The organism is Sediminicola luteus (assembly GCF_040566555.1).
In the GTDB taxonomy this organism is placed as follows: domain Bacteria; phylum Bacteroidota; class Bacteroidia; order Flavobacteriales; family Flavobacteriaceae; genus Sediminicola.
In genome coordinates this window covers 252,634-272,655 of sequence record NZ_JBEWYP010000001.1, presented here as the reverse complement: position 1 = coordinate 272,655, position 20,022 = coordinate 252,634, and the positions used below count along the sequence as shown (strand labels likewise).

Annotated in this window: 11 protein-coding genes; 3 read left to right on the top strand and 8 right to left on the bottom strand. The window is 41.7% G+C overall.

Annotated features, from left to right (window positions below; genetic code table 11):
• Positions 1-6: 6 nt before the first annotated feature.
• From udk to nagB, 6 genes are all read right to left on the bottom strand, one after another.
• Positions 7-615 carry a uridine kinase gene (udk, locus tag ABXZ32_RS01095; RefSeq protein WP_062054968.1) on the bottom strand — a complete coding sequence of 203 codons (609 nt, stop codon included), beginning with the start codon at positions 613-615 and terminating at the stop codon, positions 7-9.
• Between the two features lie 666 nt (positions 616-1,281).
• Positions 1,282-1,677 (bottom strand): hypothetical protein, encoded by a 396-nt coding sequence (locus tag ABXZ32_RS01090; protein ID WP_354616846.1) that lies wholly within the window; start codon positions 1,675-1,677, stop codon positions 1,282-1,284.
• Positions 1,678-1,871: 194 nt separating this feature from the next.
• On the bottom strand, positions 1,872-2,948 hold the full coding sequence (locus tag ABXZ32_RS01085; RefSeq protein ID WP_354616845.1) for an anhydro-N-acetylmuramic acid kinase: 1,077 nt from the start codon (positions 2,946-2,948) through the stop codon (positions 1,872-1,874).
• Positions 2,930-4,546, bottom strand: coding sequence for a glycoside hydrolase family 3 protein (locus ABXZ32_RS01080; protein ID WP_354616844.1), 1,617 nt, complete (start codon positions 4,544-4,546; stop codon positions 2,930-2,932). Before ABXZ32_RS01080 ends, ABXZ32_RS01085 begins: the two co-directional genes overlap by 19 nt.
• Positions 4,539-5,813 (bottom strand): MFS transporter, encoded by a 1,275-nt coding sequence (locus tag ABXZ32_RS01075; protein ID WP_354616843.1) that lies wholly within the window; start codon positions 5,811-5,813, stop codon positions 4,539-4,541. Before ABXZ32_RS01075 ends, ABXZ32_RS01080 begins: the two co-directional genes overlap by 8 nt.
• Positions 5,814-6,008: 195 nt before the next feature.
• A complete protein-coding gene (nagB, locus tag ABXZ32_RS01070; RefSeq protein ID WP_354616842.1) occupies positions 6,009-7,922 on the bottom strand; it encodes a glucosamine-6-phosphate deaminase in 1,914 nt (637 codons plus the stop codon).
• A gap of 185 nt (positions 7,923-8,107) precedes the next feature.
• Here nagB and ABXZ32_RS01065 point away from each other — a divergent pair, with 185 nt between their 5' ends.
• Together ABXZ32_RS01065 and ABXZ32_RS01060 are read left to right on the top strand one after the other, a co-directional pair.
• Positions 8,108-8,857, top strand: a complete 750-nt coding sequence (locus tag ABXZ32_RS01065; RefSeq protein WP_354616841.1) for a DeoR/GlpR family DNA-binding transcription regulator — start codon at positions 8,108-8,110, stop codon at positions 8,855-8,857.
• Between the two features lie 2 nt (positions 8,858-8,859).
• A complete protein-coding gene (locus ABXZ32_RS01060; RefSeq protein WP_354616840.1) occupies positions 8,860-9,675 on the top strand; it encodes an N-acetylmuramic acid 6-phosphate etherase in 816 nt (271 codons plus the stop codon).
• 2 nt (positions 9,676-9,677) lie between these two features.
• Here ABXZ32_RS01060 and ABXZ32_RS01055 read toward each other — a convergent pair whose 3' ends face one another.
• Together ABXZ32_RS01055 and ABXZ32_RS01050 are read right to left on the bottom strand one after the other, a co-directional pair.
• Positions 9,678-10,082, bottom strand: a complete 405-nt coding sequence (locus ABXZ32_RS01055) for a c-type cytochrome (RefSeq protein ID WP_354616839.1) — start codon at positions 10,080-10,082, stop codon at positions 9,678-9,680.
• 88 nt (positions 10,083-10,170) lie between these two features.
• On the bottom strand, positions 10,171-11,292 hold the full coding sequence (locus ABXZ32_RS01050; protein WP_354616838.1) for a PQQ-dependent sugar dehydrogenase: 1,122 nt from the start codon (positions 11,290-11,292) through the stop codon (positions 10,171-10,173).
• 135 nt (positions 11,293-11,427) lie between these two features.
• On the opposite strand from ABXZ32_RS01050, the gene ABXZ32_RS01045 reads away from it, so the two are divergent.
• A complete protein-coding gene (locus ABXZ32_RS01045; protein ID WP_354616837.1) occupies positions 11,428-19,947 on the top strand; it encodes a T9SS type B sorting domain-containing protein in 8,520 nt (2,839 codons plus the stop codon).
• The last annotated feature ends 75 nt before the right edge of the window (positions 19,948-20,022 follow it).

The window sequence follows — 20,022 nt, the reverse complement described above, 5'->3', positions numbered from 1 at the left end:
TGCTGTCTATGCTAGTTTTTCATTAATAATGGTCCGTACGATATCCACGGCCACGGTGTTGTATTTATTGTTGGGGATGATGATATCCGCAAACTCCTTGGTAGGTTCTATAAACTGGTTGTGCATGGGCTTCAGGGTGTTCTGGTAGCGGCTTAGTACCTCATCCAGATCCCTTCCGCGCTCTGTAATGTCCCTTTTAAGACGACGAATTAATCGCTCATCGGAATCTGCGTGAACATAGATTTTTATGTCGAACATCTCCCGGATTTTGGGATTGGTCATAATTAAAATCCCCTCAACGATCATTACCTTTCTAGGAAAGGTATGTATGGTATCCTTGGTGCGGTTGTGCTTTACAAAGGAATATACGGGTTGGTCAATGGGATTTCCTTGCTTTAAAATCTGTAAATGCTCAATGAGCAGATCAAAATCTATTGCCCTAGGATGGTCAAAATTGATATTTGTGCGTTCCTCGTAAGTAAGGTGGGAGATATCATTGTAGTATGAATCTTGTGAAATCACCCCCACTTCTTCAAAGGGCAGTTCGTTAACGATCTGATTTACAACGGTTGTTTTTCCACAGCCAGTTCCCCCGGCTATTCCAATAATGAGCATGCTTACATATTTTGTCCAAAAATAAGGATTTGGGATGAAACTACGGACTTTTTGATGGATCGACCTATACCGTTTTCGTAGGTCTAGGATTGGGAGTATAGTTCTGTAGGGAATAACTACTATTTCAGGGAGCTGTATTCTTTAAATATGTATGATTTACGCAAAAGGATTATATTAGTGCAAGTAGGGGAATTTGTATTTTCTACTCATCTCTTTTTTCAATTATTTTATTTTTGACTGTTGAGGGCACGAGCGTGACGCTCGCGCCAGCGGGGGGTATTTGTATTTTCTGCTCATCTTATTTCTTCATCATTTGGTTTTCTACTGCCGTGGGCACGAGCGTGACGCTCGCGCTAGCGGGGGCAAAAGGATGATATGTGTGCTAGCGTGGGTAGGTGTTTTTTCTGCTCATCTCATATCTTCATCATTTGGTTTTCTACTGTTGAGGGCACGAGCGTGGCGCTCGCGCTAGCGTGAGGATGATATTTGTGCAAGTAGGGGTATTTGTATTATCTGCTCATCTTATTTCTTCATCATTTGGTTTTTTACTGTTGCAGGGCACGAGCGTGACGCTCGCGCCAGCGGGGGGAATTTGTATTTTCTACTTGTCTTATTTTTTTAATTATTTTATTTCTGACTGTTGCGGTCACGAGCGTGACGCTCGCGCTAGCGGGATGTCTTTAATTGTCCGAGTTCATTTAATATAAATTCAATGTTTTTAACATTAGCTTCATGATAACTTACCAATCGATTGAAGGACATCATGTAGCCTAGGCCTTCAAGTTTTTTATTTTCTTTTTTTTGTAAGGTGATCTTATGAAGATTATCGGTAATTTCATTGACAACCGAATCAATGGTATTGCCAGGGTTTATATGTGCCTTCCGTAAAACTTCAGCAACCGCTTCCTCATTTTTACAACTTAATTTCACGTAATTCATTACGATTTGCTGCCTTCTTTCGTTTAAAAAGCTGATATCACTTCCATCAAAAAAATGATTTACCTGTTTGTAAATGGCGTACAGGTTACTAAGTTCCTTTCCTAATAAATCTTCTTTATCCATTTTGTTGTCTTTTTAAACTTCAAGATAAAAAGATGACAGTGTTATATTGACGCTTTTAAAAATATTTGTATCTCAAAACTATTGGATTTCCACCGCTGGCGTGAGCGTCACGCTCATGCTAGTAGTCACCCAATTAAGCTTTTGCCTTTTTGATGATTAGAAATTTTCTGAATTAAATAAAATTCACAATTTGTTTAATTTGGCAAAAACACAACTCCACTAGAGGAGTCGCACTTAGCTCCGGTTACAGAGCTCAAACAATTTATTTCCTGTTCCAGTCGCAGTACACCCATGAAGGCAAAAACAAGGGCCTCCTTAAATTCGATTAAAGTTTTGGAAGGGATTTCCACTTTGGCGGTGGACCCTAATTTTTCTTGAAGTATTTCAATGAGGAATCTGTTCAATGCCCCACCACCGGTGACCAAAAGCGTGCTTTCTTTTTTTGTGGCCTGCTGTTGTACCTGTAAAGCTACCTGCTTACAAATATGGTGGACGGCGGTGTGCAAAAGGTTTTCCATACTGTCCTCGGTACCATCCACTATGGGGACTACCTTTTCCACAAACCATTCAAAACCTATAGATTTTGGAAAGGGCAACCTATAAAATTCCAAAGCGTTCAATTGTTGCAGCATTTCTTTGTTCAGGGTTCCTTTTCTGGCCAGTTGTCCGTCTTTGTCATAGGTCAACCTAACTTTTTGAGTGATATGGTTCAGGATCATATTGGCTAGCCCTATATCATAGGCCAAGCGCATATCATTTCGCTCAAAGGAGATGTTACTAATACCTCCCAAGTTCAAACAAAAATCATATTCACTAAATAATAATCGGTCCCCAATAGGAACTAAAGGTGCCCCTTGTCCCCCCAAAGCCACATCATTGGTCCTAAAATCACAGACCACTTTATGGCCACTGGCATTGGCCAAATGCTGTCCGGAGCCTATTTGAAAAGTGAGCCCTTTTGCCGGTTGGTGGTGGGTGGTATGCCCATGACTGGAAATAAAGTCGACCTCCAAATGATGCTTTTCTATAAATTTCTTGGCTTGTTCGCCCAGCCAGGTGCCATAGGTATTATGGAAAATGAGGAGTTCGTCGGCAGGTAAATAAATAGAATTTTTTAGTGTATCAAAAGTCTCCTTGTCATATGAAATACTCTTATATTCCAGAATCTTAAACTCCCAACGGTCATGCTGCCTCCAGATATGGCAATATGCCAAATCCAAGCCGTCCAAGGAGGTGCCCGACATGAGTCCGATTACTTTGTAGATGTGCATACCTTAGAATTTAGGGTTATGGGAAGCTTTCCTTTTGCATCTACCTTGCCCAGAAAATGATTCGCGGCGTTTTGCTGGAATGTTTCAAAATCCTGGAAGGCAACTACCACAGCCTTGCCTTTCTGAAATGGCAATAGGTTTAAAAAGTAGGGGTTTCCAAAATGATAAAGAACCACATTTTGGTTGGCAAGTATTTCTGAAATAAGTGCCAAATCTTGTTGAGATACTCCAAAATTATCTTTTGGCTTCACTAGTGGTGGAAAGAGGGTCAAAAGCACGTTTTTGCCCTCAATTTGCTCTAAAATTTCCTTTTTTGAGGAAGATTTAGTAGAAAAACCCGCAAAATCAACCGATTTTGAAATGGTGCCAAAGAACGGATTATTGGCTTCTTTTCCGATAGTGACTCCTACAAAACCTCCTGTTCTAAATGGCTTTATATACCTTTGATCACCATGAACAAGGCTAAGACTTTCATAGGCCAACTTATGGTTCAGGCTTACAGGGTTTCGTACTTCATCTGGAGACTCTTTCAAAGCAGTAAAAGCCTTTAGTTTTAGATTCCAAAAACGTTCAAAGCTTTCCTCTATCTGTTGTTTTGAAGCGTTTTTTAAGATGAGGTCCATACCCTCCTTTGTATTTTCAGCAAAGCATAGGACATCGTTGCCCGCATCAAAAGCCATCCATTCCAGCTCCCCTTTTGTGGGATACATTTTAGAAACACTATGCATGTTAAGGGCATCGGAAACAACAACCCCATTAAACTTTAATTTTTTGCGCAAGACCCCCTTGATGATCTCTTTGGAGAGGGTAGCGGGGGTGTTTTTTCCATTTGACAAGCTAGGAACGGACAAATGTCCGATCATGACCGAATCTACTCCGTTTTCTATCAATTCACGAAAAGGGAAAAGTTCATTTTTACAAAGGGCCTCTTTGGACTTCTCTATAATCGGTAGTCCCAAATGGGAGTCGATTGCCGTATCCCCATGTCCGGGAAAATGCTTCGCACAAGTAAGTACGCCTTCGCTTTTGGTGCCAAGGGTAAAGGCAATGGCCTTTTCTGACACTAGTTCTTTGTTCTCGCCATAGGATCTGTAGCCTATAACCGGATTGTTCGGGTTGTTGTTAATATCCACCACAGGTGCCAAGTTCCAATGGATACCACAGTATTTGCAATCATGGGCAATGTTCTTCCCTATTTTAAAAATAAGATCGGTGTGCTCTTGCAAGGCTCCTTGGGTAATGGCATAGGGGTATTGGGGCGCTTGTTCCACCCGCATCGCCAAGCCCCATTCTGCATCTATACTGATTAGCAAGGGAGTTTTAGCTGCTTTTTGGTAACGGGCTATCAATTTTTTTAGGGTTTCCAAGCTATCCTCATTGTAGACTACTTCTTTTATGCCCTCAAAATTGGTGGCAGCACTTGCCCTGCTGTGAAAAAAGCAAAGGCTGCCAATGTGGTGTTCTTTTATAAGCTTTTCCAAGGCCTGTATTTCTGATTCGCTATCATTGATAAAGGCGGCCGGCATAAACAACTGTCCGACTTTCTCTTTTAGCGAAAGCTCGGCTGAGGCTTGCAGATATGGGATTAGTCTAGTCATTTGTCGGGGCTGTTTTTTTACCGTAATCGGCAGGATATTTTATGAATTTCAGCAGAAATAGGGAAGGGAGGGCGGCAATGACCACCCAGATAAAGAAGCCGCCATACCCCAACCATTCTTGGATATAGCCACTTATCATTCCCGGGATCATCATTCCTAGGGCCATAAAACCTGTGGCAATGGCATAGTGTGAGGTTTTGGAAGTACCTTCGGCGGTATAGATCAGGAAAATTAAAAAGGCTGCAAAACCAAAACCATAACCAAATTGCTCCAATACTACTGTAGCTACCACGGCCACAATATTTGTAGTATTTGTCAGTGCCAAAACAGCATAAAGGGCATTTGGTACATTTAATGATAGCACCATGGGCAGCATCCATTTTTTTAACCCATCACGAGAAATCAATATTCCACCCAAAATCCCTCCAATAGATAGCATGATTACACCAACTGTTCCATAGATGGTCCCTACCGCTTCTGTAGAGTAACCAAGACCACCCTCAGCTACATCATCCAATAAAAAGGGGGAAGCCATTTTTACCAACTGTGATTCCCCTAAGCGATAACACAAGATAAAAGCAAGGGCAATGCCCAGATGTGGCTTTTTAAAAAATGAGGAAAAGACCTCCAAAAAACTGGCAGGTTTATCTTGTGGGATGGCCAAAGACGTTTCGAACTTTGGGGTAACAAAAAAGTTTGATAGGGTAAGTAACAGCATTAAGAAAGCGGTACAGGTCATGGTAATGGACCATGCCTTGGTATTGTCTCCATAATAATTTTCTAGAAATCCGGCCAAGATCACAATAAGGCCCTGACCGGTGACCATTGCCAACCGATAAAAGGTACTCCGCATCCCTACAAAAAAGGACTGTTTCTTTTCTGTAAGTCCTATCATATAATACCCATCCGAGGCAATGTCATTGGTGGCAGAGGCAAAAGCCGCCATCCAGAAACAAGCGAGGGAAGTCATAAAGAAAATATTGGTAGGTAGCGTCAAGGCTACGCCAAGTAAGGCAACTGAAATGAGGAGTTGCATGCTGAGGAACCAATTTCGTTTTGTGCTTTTAAGATCTACAAACGGACTCCATAATGGTTTTAGTACCCAGGGAAGATATAGCCAGCTGGTATAAAAACCGATATCAGCATTGCTGATACCCAGTTTTTTGTACATGATCACCGATACACTGACAACTAAAATATAGGGAAGTCCTTGGGTAAAGTAAAGTATGGGGACCCATGCCCATGCCCATTTGTCTTTTTGAACCATAGTATGCTAATTGCCCTAAAAATAGTATAAATGAAGAACTATTTGGTAATAATTACCACATAAAAGTATGGAGTTATACACTCGCAATGTAGATTTTTGTTGACGGCCTAAAGGGCTGTATTTTGAATGGCGCGGCCGAAATTAAATGACTAAAGCCCACTTGAAATGCGGGCTTCTCTTTTATATGATGTGTTATTAAAAATGATACCTTACAAAGCTTTCCATAGCTTCATATTCTGCCAATCCCAGGGCATCGTATTTCTTGGCGGTCTCTTGGTTACGTTGCTCTGCACGCTGCCAAAATTCCCTTTCGTCGCTTCCTGGGAACATGGCACTGTCTTTTTGGGATTGATGTTTAAAAATTGCGTTCTTTTTCCTGCGCATGTCTTTTGGTCCAATGGGAACCGTCATTTCCATATCGGCAATATCCCATTCCTGCCAGGCGCCCCTATACAACCAGACATAACAATCTTTAAGCCATTCGGCTCCCTCGTTTTTCAATTGCTCCAAGGCCTTATAAATAATTTGGAGGCATACCCTGTGAGTCCCATGGGGGTCAGAAAGATCTCCCGCGGCAAAAATTTGGTGGGGTCTTATCTTTTTTAAAAGGTCTTTGGTAAGGTTGATATCTACCTCCGAATACGGCTTTTTCTTTACCGTACCCGTTTCATAAAATGGCAAGTTCTGAAAATGGGCATTTTCTTCTTTTACCCCGCAGTATCGGCAAGCGGAAAGCGCTTCCCCTTTTCTGATGAGCCCTTTAAAATGCTGTACTTCCAAGCTATCTGTCTCCCCAGCGCCCTTATGGTTTAAGAAGTCCCTTACTTCCCTGTATTTTTGTTTTAAAGATTTATTTTCATTTTGTATATCACTGGCAAAATCCATAAAACGGATCACTTCATCATCAAAAACGGCGATGTTACCTGATGTTTGGTAGGCCACATGCACTTCATGGCCCTGATCTACCAAACGTAATAATGTACCACCCATGGATATGACATCATCATCTGGATGTGGACTGAATATTAAAGAGGTTTTTGGAAAGGGGGTATTGCGTTCTGGCCTATTATGGTCATCAGCGTTGGGTTTTCCCCCGGGCCATCCGGTAATGGTTCTTTGTAATTGATTGAAGACTTTTAGATTGATATCTTCGGCAGATCCTTTTTCTGCCACCATACTCCCCATGCCATGTTCGTTATAATCTTCGTTGGTCAATTTTAATATTGCCTTTCCCAAGGTGTGCGATAACCAAATGGTTGCTTTTTTTATCCTTAGGTCGTTCCATTCGCATTCCCCCACCAACCACGGCGTGTTAATCCTTGTCAAGGAGGAGGCGGAAGCCTCATCCAATATAAAATCGCAATTGTCATGACGCTGTAAAAAGGTAGCAGGAACGGATTCCTTGATCTCACCTTCCACTGCTTGCCTGATGATGTCCGACTTCCCTTCGCCCCAGGCCATTAGGATGATGCGTTTTGCATCCATGATGCTACCTACGCCCATAGTAAGGGCTTTGGTGGGTACATTTTCATGTCCAAAGAAATCACTGGCGGCATCCAATCTGGTAACCCTGTCCAAACGCACCATTCTTGTTTTACTTGAAATAGTAGACCCTGGTTCGTTAAAACCAATATGCCCCGTTCTTCCTATACCCAATATTTGGATGTCCAGTCCGCCAAAACTTTTTATTTTTTGCTCATAGCGCTCACAATACGACCGCACTTCTTCTTTTGGAAGGGCGCCATCGGGGATATGGATATTTTCTTTTTTGATGTCCAAATGGTCAAACAAATGTTCATTCATAAAACGCACATAGCTATGGATACTATCGGGTTGCATAGGGTAGTACTCATCCAGGTTGAAGGTAACCACGTTGTTGAAGCTCAAACCCTCTTCCTTGTGAAAGCGTACCAAATACTCGTACATTTTTGTGGGGGTTGATCCTGTGGCCAGGCCTAAAACAACCTTTTTACCCACTTTTTGTCGTTGTTTGATGAGTTGCGCAATTTCTTTGGCTACAAACAAAGAAGCCTCTTCCGAGTTTTGGTGGATAATGGTATTTATCTTTTCGAATTTTCTGGCTTCGATTTCTTCCTGTCTATTGGTCATGGGACGTGTTTTTAAATGGTGATAAGCACGGCAAATATAAGCAAATAAATTAAATTATGCTTTTTTATGCTGTAATTAATGCAGTATTGTGCTGTTATTGATGTATATTTGTTTTTATAACAATATAAAACAGCATAAAATATAAATCTATATCTTTGCTGAATTCAAATAAAAAAAAGGATATTTTGTTAAAAGAAGAACGCCAAAGAACCATATTAACCGAAGTGGTCTTGCACAATAGGGTGCTGCTGACCGACATTGCTGAAAATCTTAATGTCTCTATTGATACTGTACGAAGGGACGTGAAGGAATTGGACGCGGAAGGGAAACTCAAAAAGGTTCACGGTGGTGCCATAGCTTTGGGCTTTACCAACTACACTCCTAAAAACGACAACACTTACGCCTTGACCGAAAAGACAGTGATTGCCGAAAAGGCAGTACGACTTATTAAGGAGGGGAGTGTAATATTTATAGATGGGGGTACCACATGTCTGGAATTGGCTAGGGCTATCCCTTCTAAAATGCAGCTTACCTGTTTTACGCATAGTTTGCCTGTTGCTTTGGAGTTATTGAACAAAGCCAATATTGAAGTTATTTTTGTAGGCGGACAATTATCCAAAGATGCCCAAATGGCGATAGGGGCGAGCACGGTGTACAATCTATCCCAAATTAAGGTGGATTATGGTTTTATAGGTACTGGTTATGTGGATGCTGCCTTTGGGCTGACCGAGTTCGATTGGGATATTGTTCAGGTGAAAAAAGCGGTTATGGACGCTTCAAAAAAATCGGTACTTTTGTGCATCTCGGAGAAATTAAACTCCCAGCATCGATACAAAACCTGTGATATAAATTCAGTAAACATTATGATTACGGAATTAAATCCAGAGAACAAACAATTAGACTCTTTTAGAAACCACGATATCCACTTACTATAACCATGTCCAATTACAACAAAATTACAGAGGAATCCTCACACTATGATAGTCTGGAACAGATGGAGACAACGTCTATTTTGAAAAGCATGAATGCTGAGGATAAGAAGGTGGCAGCTGCAGTAGAGATGACCATTCCCCAGATAACAAAACTTGTGGATGCAATGGCCCTTCGCTTCGAAAAAGGAGGTAGATTATTCTACATTGGTGCTGGTACCAGCGGCCGGTTAGGGATATTGGATGCTTCTGAGATTCCACCAACTTTTGGGATGCCCCATGATAGGGTGATAGGAATTATTGCAGGGGGAGATAGTGCTATAAGAAAGGCCGTGGAAGGTGCAGAAGATGATACCCAACAAGCCTGGAAAGATTTGGAGGCTCATAAGCCTATAGTGAACGACACCGTAATAGGTATCGCCGCTTCTGGGACAACCCCTTATGTATTGGGAGGAGTGGCAGCTGCAATGAATAATGGCTTGCTTACGGGTTGCATCACCAATAATCCCGGATCCCCATTGACCACTGCCGTGGAAATACCTATAGCTGTTAATGTGGGACCTGAATTTGTTACCGGAAGTACGAGAATGAAAAGCGGCACATCACAGAAATTGGTGCTCAATATGCTCTCTACTGCCCTAATGATTAAAATTGGCAGGGTAAAGGGCAACAAAATGGTGAACATGCAACTCAGCAACAAGAAATTGGTAGATCGTGGTACCCGATATCTGGTGGAAGCTTTGGAAATCCCTTATGACGATGCAGAACGATTATTGCAACAGCACGGCTCCGTTAAAAAGGCTATAGACGCTTATCAAAAATAGGACTACCTTTTTCCGATTGCGGCAACCTCTTCTTCGGTAACCATTTTATCATTCTTATTGCCCCAGGAATTGGTGATGTAATTCATCACATCGGCCACCTCATCATCCGTGAGCCCCATGGGCATCATGGTGTTGTTATATGTTTTTCCATTGACCACAATTTCACCCCTTTGTCCATATTTGATCCCTCGGATACTTTCCTTCCTATTGTTCATCAAATAATCCGATTTTGCCAAAAGTGGAAATGTATAGGGAACCCCTTCTCCTTTTGTCAAATGACAGGTAACACAAAAATCGGCATAGATCTCGCTCCCACGTTCCATACTTTCTTTTAGCTTATTGTCCTGAAATAGGGTATTGGCCAATAGGAGCACTATGGATATATAAACAACTAATAGAACTTTCATTTTTTAATGAATTTTAATTGATGTAAAAATAGTGTGCTATTTGAATACCTGTAATCAAATGGATTATGGCTTTAGCACGAGGTCAAAACTATTCAGAAGGAACGAGCTTCAGTATTCCTTTGCCCTCAACGCCTATATAAATAAATCCGTCCGGGGCTTGGTAGACACTTCTAACCCTACCTATATCTTCCAAAAGCTTTTCACGATAGACCACTTTTTCCCCTTCCATGGCCAATCTTTCCAAGTATTGGAATACAAGGGAGCCCACCAGTAAATTGCCTTTCCAGTTGGGGTATTTATCTGAGGTGACCATCACCATACCACTGGGGGCAATAGAGGGTACCCAGTAATGGATGGGTTGTTCCATTCCTTCCATTTCGGTTTTATCGGTAATTGGGGTGCCACTATAATTGATGCCATACGTAATAACTGGCCATCCATAATTTTTGCCCTTTTGAATGATATTGATTTCATCCCCACCTCTAGGTCCATGTTCATGATCCCACATTTCACCTGTTTGCGGGTGTTTTATCAAACCTTGGGGATTTCTATGTCCATAACTGTAAATGGCTTTTTTTGCTCCTGCTTCATTCACAAAAGGATTATCTGCCGGGATGCTTCCATCATCCTTAATCCTATAGATTTTACCGCCATCCCGTTTAATATCCTGTGGGTTTACATCCCTATCCCCACGTTCTCCAATGGAAAAGAATAAATAACCATCATTATCAAATTCCAATCGGGATCCAAAATGTTGTCCGGCCGTGGTGTTCGGAGTGGCTTTGTATAATAACTGGTTGTCCACCAATTTAAAATCTTTCAATTTTGCCCTCATTACGGCAGTATGTCCACCTTTTTCTTCACCTTCCGATGAAGCATAGGAAATATAGATCCATCCATTTTCTTCATAATTTGGATGCAATTCTATATCTAAAAGTCCACCCTGTCCCCGCACATAAACCTCAGGAACATTTTCTACACTTGTTTTCTTCCCATCCTTAAAATGGATGAGTTCTCCAGATTTATCGGTGATCAAAAAAGCACCATCTGGGAGCATAACCATGCCCCATGGAATAGAAATACCATCAACTACCGTTTCAACGGTAAAGGCTATATTCTCTGCGGTTTTAGCCTTGTTTTCAGGTTCTTGTCCGCAAGAAATGGTTGTCATTACAACGAATAAATAGAGAAATACAATACTAATTTTCATATCTTAACGTTAAGATTAATAATAGAAGGAATAGAATTAATGTTTAAAGATAAATAGATTTTATAAGCAAAAACAATTACACCAAAGAATATTCAAGATCCCAAATCGAATATATTCTTAAAAAAGACTTAACCTATGCTACCAAGAAATCCAAGGCATCTTATGTATGCCATACTGCTGATCGCGTTATCGGTTGTATGTACCTCAGCATTGGCAAATTACAAAGTCCATCATCTTATTACCGATATTCTCCCAGTCTATAATTTAGATCATGACCATTCAGCTTCTTTGGAAGATGAAACAATTGCCAATTCTGATAAAATAACAACATCCACAAATTTATCTACTGAGTCCAATAGGGCCGAAGGAATATTTGCAAGTACTGCCATGTTCTCGACAATTATTACCAATGGTGATGAAACGGTTACCTGTAGTAATGACGGTAGCACCATGGTACGGTACAACCTTTGTGGTGATTTTGATAACCGGGTAGTGACCTTACAGGCTGCCTATAGTAGTTACCAATGGGAACGATTTAATCCTAGTGGTAGCTGTGTATTTGATGTGAACACTGAATGTGCCAATACTACGGCCAGTTGTTGGAGTGTAGTAAGCAGCAGCTCCAACTTTAATATTAATGCCAGTACCATCAACTCCTCAACAGGGGCGGGCTTTAGAGTCCGTGTAAATGGATCAGGGCCTTATTATTATTTCAAGGTTAAAAAGAGTACCATTACCCAGACCTACGTAAAACGTAACTTTATATGTGGTGCTCCTGGAAGAATCCAAATTACCAACTTATCCAGTGCTTATGAGTACAGCATTAATAGCGGTAGTGGTTTTGGACCTTATCAAGGTCCCATATTTGACAATTTACTACCAGGAACTTATGTAGTTAAAGCTCGACTTCAAAATACCTCCAATACATGTGAGTATCCTTATGAGCCCATTGTAATTGAACAAAGGGATATGGATATTGACGTCACTTTTGTTGATGCCCAGTGTAGTGGCGATACCGGAAGTATAACCGTTGTAGCCAATAATGTTCCAGGGCCATTTAAATACACCTTATTGGATTCCAATGGGGTGCCTCAAGAGTTTACATCTTTTATTGCTGCCAATAGCTATGTTTTTAGTGCCGTTGGTTTTGGTACTTATAGTGTTAGGGTAGAGACCCAACAGTGTAAAGGGGATCCTGCAAATGGTATTCCACCGCCAACTGAGAGTTTTGATATCAATGGAAATCCTATTATTATAGGTAGTGGTATTGTTGCCTTGAGCGCCTCTACGGAGGTGAACAATAGTTTTGGGTGCAGCGTGGCCAGTGTTGATATCACAGTCAGAACCTCAGGAGGAACAGCTCCTTATACATTTACAGTAAACGGTGGCGCTACGGTGAGTCCAGCGTATACCGGATCCACAACATATACGGTAACCTCTCCAGGTTCCTATGATTTTTTTATCACCGATAGTAATGGGTGTACCATTACCGCTTCTGCCGATGTAGAGGTGCTTACACCGCCAGATGTTACGGCAAGCGGAGTAAATGGCACCTGTAGTAATGGTGGGGCCAAAATAAATTTCAATGTTATAGATGGTAAAGGGTATAATCTTTCTTTTAGAGCTACCCCCGCCGGTACATGGAGTACCAATACCCAATTATCGGTGCCCGCAGGAACCTATAACAATATGCAAGTACGCTACCAACAAGGTGGCTTTGATTGTATTCTCACATTACCCAATACAGTAACGGTAACCACAACGGGCGCTATTAATGGTACAGCCGTTAAATTGGCAGATAGGACCTGTGATGGCACAGGAGGTACCATTGGAGGATCTATAGAATTCCAAGGCCCTTTTTCTGGAGGTTCTGGTAGTGGATACGTCTTTAGTATTTCTGGAGATGCCCCAGCAAACTTTACAACCCAAACCCTTTATAATAATCTTGCCCCTGGCACCTATATTCCTATAATTAGGGATTCCGGTGGATGTCGGGTGCAATTACCATCCATAACAATTACAGATGTTGCCCCTCCAACAGGGATTGCCTTTGCCCAGAGCAATGTAAATTGTGGAGCGGGGACAGCAGATGTACAATTAACGGTAACCAGCAGTTTTGCTATTGCAAAGTATGAAATTATAAGTCCGGCACCTATTGTGGATAATGGCGGCAGCAATACTTTTATTGGTTTAAATACTGCTACGGCTTACCAATTTAGGGTTACAGATATTAATGGATGTACCTATACAAGCAGTTATACGCCGGCCAATATTAGTTCCATTAGAGCTAGAGTCAAGGCAGGAGGGGATACCAGAGTATGTTCGGGAGGATCGGATGGTACAGGAACCTTTCTGATAGATGGATTTTCAAATAATTATACCTATAATATTAATGGTGGAGCAGAAAGTGCCCCACAAAATGCAGGTGAGGTAGTATTACCACCCTCAGGGGCTGGTGTATACGTTATTAATGTAGCAGATGTGGATACGGGTTGTACCGATTCTACCTCATTTACGATCACAGAGCCTGCTACCCCTATCGCTTTAGGGGGAACAGTAACAGCCATGAACTGTCAGAACAGTAATATCGGTAGGGTAGTGGCCAATGCAACTGGAGGTTGGGGCAACTATAGATATACTTTAGTGTATCCTGGAGGAGCGCCTATTGTTGGTCCAAGGACCAATAGGACCTTTGGGAATCTATCTACCCCGGGAACATATAATTTAAGCGTTACGGATGCAGAAGGTTGTTCTGCTACTTTTAGTTTTACATTGACCCCGCTGTCATCACCAACCATAAGTCTAGATGCAGCTACAGATTATTGTTATGTCCCAAGTACTGGAGCAACAGTAGTTGTTAATGCCGCGGGAGGAACCCCTGGATACCAATATCGAATCAATGGGGGGGCTTTACAGGCCAGTACCACTTTTGCCGGACTCACACCAGGTAGTTATTCGGTAGAAGTTTTTGATGCCAATAATTGTTCCAGTCAATTAAACGTAACCATAAACCCACAATTGAGGGTGACCACTACCATTGCTACAGATATTCCTTGTGGAGGAGCAGATGGAAGTATACGTGTAGAAGCCACAAATGGATACCTTGTGGGGGCTGGACCTAAATCCTATGAAGTTATTTATGATGATGGAGTTACCGTAACTACGAGTCCTTCAACTCCTTTGGTCACCAATGTTTTCTTTTACAACACTAATGCCAGTGGAACCTATATATTCAGAATAACGGACAATGAGGGATGTATTGCAGAATCCAACCCTTTGGTTTTAGAGCCACCCTTGGCGATTGAAGCCACAGCAACAGCAACACCTGCAAGTTGTGGGCAAGCAAATAATGGAATTGCTACCATAACACCAGATGCAACTATTGGCGTACCGCCTTATGTAATAAGTTTTGATGGAGGGCCTTTTACTTCACAAACTACGTATTCCAATTTAACAGCTGCTGCAACCTATAATTATATTGTAAGAGATTCAAGAGGATGTGAGACCATTGGAAAAACGGTTACCATTCCTACAGATGGAACTCCTCCGCCCGATGCAACAGTAGCACCGGTTGACGCTACCTGTGGTGCAGGTGTTGTTGAAGGAAGTATACAAATTACAGGGGTAACGGACGGAGTTGCCGATTTCACTTATATCCTCCAAGATCAATTTGGTGTGGAATTGGATAGAATTGGACCTACGGCAAGTACTGTTGAGACTTTTGCCAATGTTATTCCAGGAAATTATACTGTTATTACCATAGATAGGTACGGCTGTAATGACATAGACAATGTAACCGTTATTCAGACAACCGTGGATGTTGTACCGGTTGCTCAAAGTCCATTGGTCTGTAGCGCTACAGGATTTTCTAATACTGTGGATATTGTTGGGGGCACCGGACCATTTGAAATTAGATTGGTTGAAGTACCAGCTAATGCTTTTGTAAGTCCAAATTCACCCCCAAGAAGACATACCTTTAACGGATTGCAATATGGGGTTTCTTTTACGGTAGAAGTATCGGATTTAGGGACCGGTTGTACTTATTTGGATATTATTGATCCAATAGAAGGGCCCAATTTGTTGGACGTAACAGCCACCAGCACCGCTGGTTTCTGTGATGCCAATAGAAATGGACAGATCTCCTATACGGTAACAGGTTTGACCGGACCCGGTATTAGGATAGAATTGGTGAATTCGGATACAGGTGCTAGTCAGGTAATTGTCTCCGACCCAGGATTTATAGGAGCAGTATATTCCAATACCTATGAAACGCTGCCAGGAAACTATCAGATTGTAGCAACTGATCTAGGAGATGATTGTACAGATGCTGCTGCAATTACCATCAACCAAAACCTCCCGTCCATTTTTATTTTACAGGACGATCCTGCGAACTGTAATGCGGACGGACAATTTACTGTTCAAGGGTATGGCGGTGCAGGGGGACCTTATGAATATGCCTATATACCACAAGGAGATACCCCAGATTTTGATGGTACAGCAACTCCTGCTGATCTTTCGGATGATTTTACAACACAGACCACAGCCTCAAGGCCTGCAGGGAATTATGAGATTTATGTGAGGGATAGTAGTGGTTGTATCTCTTTTGGAATAGGACAGATCGTACAATTGGATCCACCATTACCCGCACCAACCATTGCTGTAATCAACCAGTGTGATAATACAGCAACCTCCTTTCAGATTGATGTAACTATGCCCGCTGGGGTTGATACACCAAGATTTACCCTTGGAGGTGTCACTCAATTTGGCACTCCTAATACCACAACTTTTTTCGTAAGTACTCCAGGTTTTTATACAATAGATGTCATAGATGCCAATGGGTGTACCAGTACTGGTATTGCTGAGGTATTTGAATTTGTATCGGCATCCGGTGGTTTTACTACCATGCCAACATGTAACAATTTGGATGGAACCATAAGTGTGGTCACCGATGGAGGTAGTGATGATTTTACTTACCAATTACAGGACGGAACTGGAGCAAATATTGGAGCTCCAATAGTTGGAGACAGAAATGCCGGAGTTTTTCCTGGGGTAGGACCAGGAAGTTATAAGGTTTTGGTTGTAGATAACATCGTCAGCGATGGTACAGGAAACTGTTTCTTCTTAGTGGACAATATTTTCTTGGATAATCCAACATTACCGGTTATCAGTGCAATTTTAGATCTTAATGTGAGCTGTGCAGGCGATAACAATGGTAGTATTGATGTAATATTGACAAGTGGTTCGGATGTGGATACACCCATCACCTATAATTTGGTCGATTTTGATACAAGGGCATTATTGGCATCCAATAATTCTGGATCCTTCCCTAACCTTGCCCCAAGACGTTATGAGGTTGAAGTGATAACGGAAAGAAATTGTATGGATCAAACTGGCTTGGTGGATATTACGGAACCATTACCGTTCTCCATTTCGGCATCGGCACCCGATTTTTCCTGTGAGGTAGGTGCCAATAGATTTAGTTCCACTACCATTACGGTAAGCATTGTTGATCCGGGAACGGCTGCCGGAGGGTACCAATACAGTTTAACAGGTTTTGGAAACTACCAGAGCAGTAATCTATTTGAAATCATTGATAATGGAGCTCCACAGGACTTTACTATCTACGCAATAGACGGCAATGGTTGTCAGACTACCTTTGTTTTGCCTACGATCAATCCACCTACAGATGTGGTGCCTACACTTAGCGTTATCAGGGATCTGGATTGTAGAGATCCTGAGCAGGTAAGAATAGATGTAGTGGGAACCACAAGTTTTACAGTGACAACAAATTCGGTTGTTCCTGTAGCCCCTGTCGTTGTGGTGGGCAATAGTTTTGCATTGGTAGATTTACCAGCTGCAGGAGACTATCTTTTTGAAATAACCGACAATATTGGGGGTTGTACCTATCCATTACCGAAGCATACGGTGGAGGAACCTCAAGCGCCAACTGTTGTTATAAGTGAGGCCAAACCTATCCAATGTTTTGGTGTTGATGATGGCGAAATGTCGATAACAGTAACGGATTATATAGGGAACTATACCTATAATGTCTATAGCAGCCTTGATTTAACAGCATCAATATCTTTAGCTACTGGTAGCTTTCATACAGCTAACAATCCCGAAACTATTACTGGACTCCCGGGTGGAAATTTCTATGTAGTAGTTACATCAGATGACCTACCATATTGTTCAGGAAATAGTAATGTGGCAACGATAAGAAGTCCTAATGGACCCCTAGTGCTTTCCGCTCTAGAATTGGGTAATGTAAGTTGTGATGATAACCTAGGTAAAATCCAGGCTAGTGCTCAAGGCGGATGGGATACTGCACCTTATGACTTTAGTTTGGCCATTGAAAGCCCTGCTGGTAGCGGAATATTTGTTTCAGTGGCACCTTTTGGTGCAAACAATGAATTTGAAAACTTATCAAGTGGCAATTATAGGGTAACTGTAAGGGATGTTGAAGGTTGTGAAACTAGTATCGATATTCAATTATTCCCAATTGCTCCTATCGTTGCTGGAATTAGGGAGCCTCAGGCTTTGATATGTCCTGGAGGAAATAATGCCGTTTTGGAAGCTTACGATACAACCACGGGTACTATTCTCACTGCTCTGGCCGGTGCATCTGGAGGTGTTCCTGGCGCGGGGTACAAGTATAGATTATTGTATTTAGGAAGTAATGATAATACAAATATTGTATCAACAGGTGGTTTGCAGGATGCTCCAACATTTGGCGGGCTATCAGGTGGTTACATAAGTGCTGGATGGTACGCGATTGAGATTTCTTCCGGTTTTGCATGTGTAGGGGTAACTGTTCCCTATTTTGTGAACCCGCCACCTCCAATTGATCCTAAACTGGTACAGGTTCAAGCACCTGGTTGTGGGGGACAGGGACAAATACGATTAAGTGTTGAAAATCCTGAAGTTGGATATGTGTACGAATACAGGGCATTCAATGCCTTGCCAACTGACCCCTATATTGATATGGCCGGAACTTCTGTATTGATCACAGTTGGACCTGGATTTTATCAATATGATATTCGTAAGAAGGATGTTTCAGGATTGAACGTTTGTAATAGCGTACGTTCCCAGGGGATAACCTTGGTAAATGCGGAAAATGTAGATCTAGTTTTGAACTTGCCAGATGATATATCCTGTGCTTCTGAATTGGACGGAAGGATTGAATCATTTGCTGCTGGTGGGGTTGGAAATTATCAATTTCAACTATGGGTGGGTGATCCTGGAGATCCGTTTGCTCCAAATGCGTCTGCAACTTTATTTAGACCTACCCAAAATGATGGGACATTTGAAAGCTTACCTGAAGGCAATGATTATTATGTGAGTGTAATCAGTGGTGTAACCTGTGGGGATGTAAAAGGACCTTTGGTTATATTGAGACCAGAACCTATTCAATTAACAGCTGTTCCCAATGCGGTATCTTGTAATGGATTGTCCGATGGTTCCATTGAAATAGATGTACAATCAGGTGGAGTTGGACTATTACAGTTTGCAATATCCCCTAATTTCAACGAATTCTTTAGCGAACCAACAACACCAGGCCAGTTTGTTTTTGACGATTTGGATGCTGGTACATATGAAATATTGATCTTGGACGAAAAGGGATGTTCAGAAAAAAGAACCTTGACAGTGCTGGAACCAGCTGTATTGAACGTGTCGTCCATTGAGACTCCCGAAACATGTATCAATGCGATGGATGGTTCGGCACAGCTTACCATTACAGGGGGAACCCCGTTTGTGGATCCTGTAACCTTGCAGACATATTATGAAACCAGTTTAAACTCTTCGGATCCAGCAGATTTTGTACGGAATGATGCGTTATTCTTTGATAATCTTGTTGGAGGTGATACTTATGTAGCCTTTGTAAGGGATGCCAGAGGTTGTGAAACCAATGTGGTAATGCCTATTATAATAGGGGTAGATCTTACTGCTGAAGCTTTACCCGAGTATGGTTGTGAAGGAATATTCCCCAATAGCACGGTTACTGTAGAAATGCAGGATCCTAGTGTGCTTTCTAGATTGCTTTTTTCCTTGGATGTTGATGATATTACCTTGGCAGATACCAATTATACATTTGGAGATCTACCTCCGGGAGATCATATAGTGTATTTGTATCACGAGAACGGATGCTCTACTTCGGTTTCATTTACGATAGATGCTTATGATCCTTTGACACTTGAAGCTATCAAAACTGGCCCTAATGAAATTACGGCAACTGCAGCAGGAGGTTTCGGTAACTATGAATATTTCTTTCAAGGTCATTCCTCAGGGGATAACAATGTGTTTACTCTTAATATGGATGCCACGGTGACCATAAGGGTTGTTGATGAACAAGGTTGTAGTGTTACCATTACCATCCCATTCGATTTTACAGGTGTACTGGAAATGCCGAATTTCTTCACTCCGGATGGGGATAATATGAATGAGGTATGGGCTCCTGGTAATCGGGAATTGTTCCCAAATGTGGAGGTCAAGATATATGATCGTTACGGTAGGGTGGTTGCAATATTGGACCAGGTTAAAGGCTGGGACGGTAAATATGAGGGCAAGGAGGTACCTACAGGGGATTATTGGTATGTTGTAAATGCCAATGATGCTGATAAACAACAATATGTAGGGCATTTTACGCTCTTCAGATAGATATATTTTTAAAGCTAAAAGCTTGATAAAATAGGTGTTAAATATATTTAACACCTATTTTATTTTTATAAGACT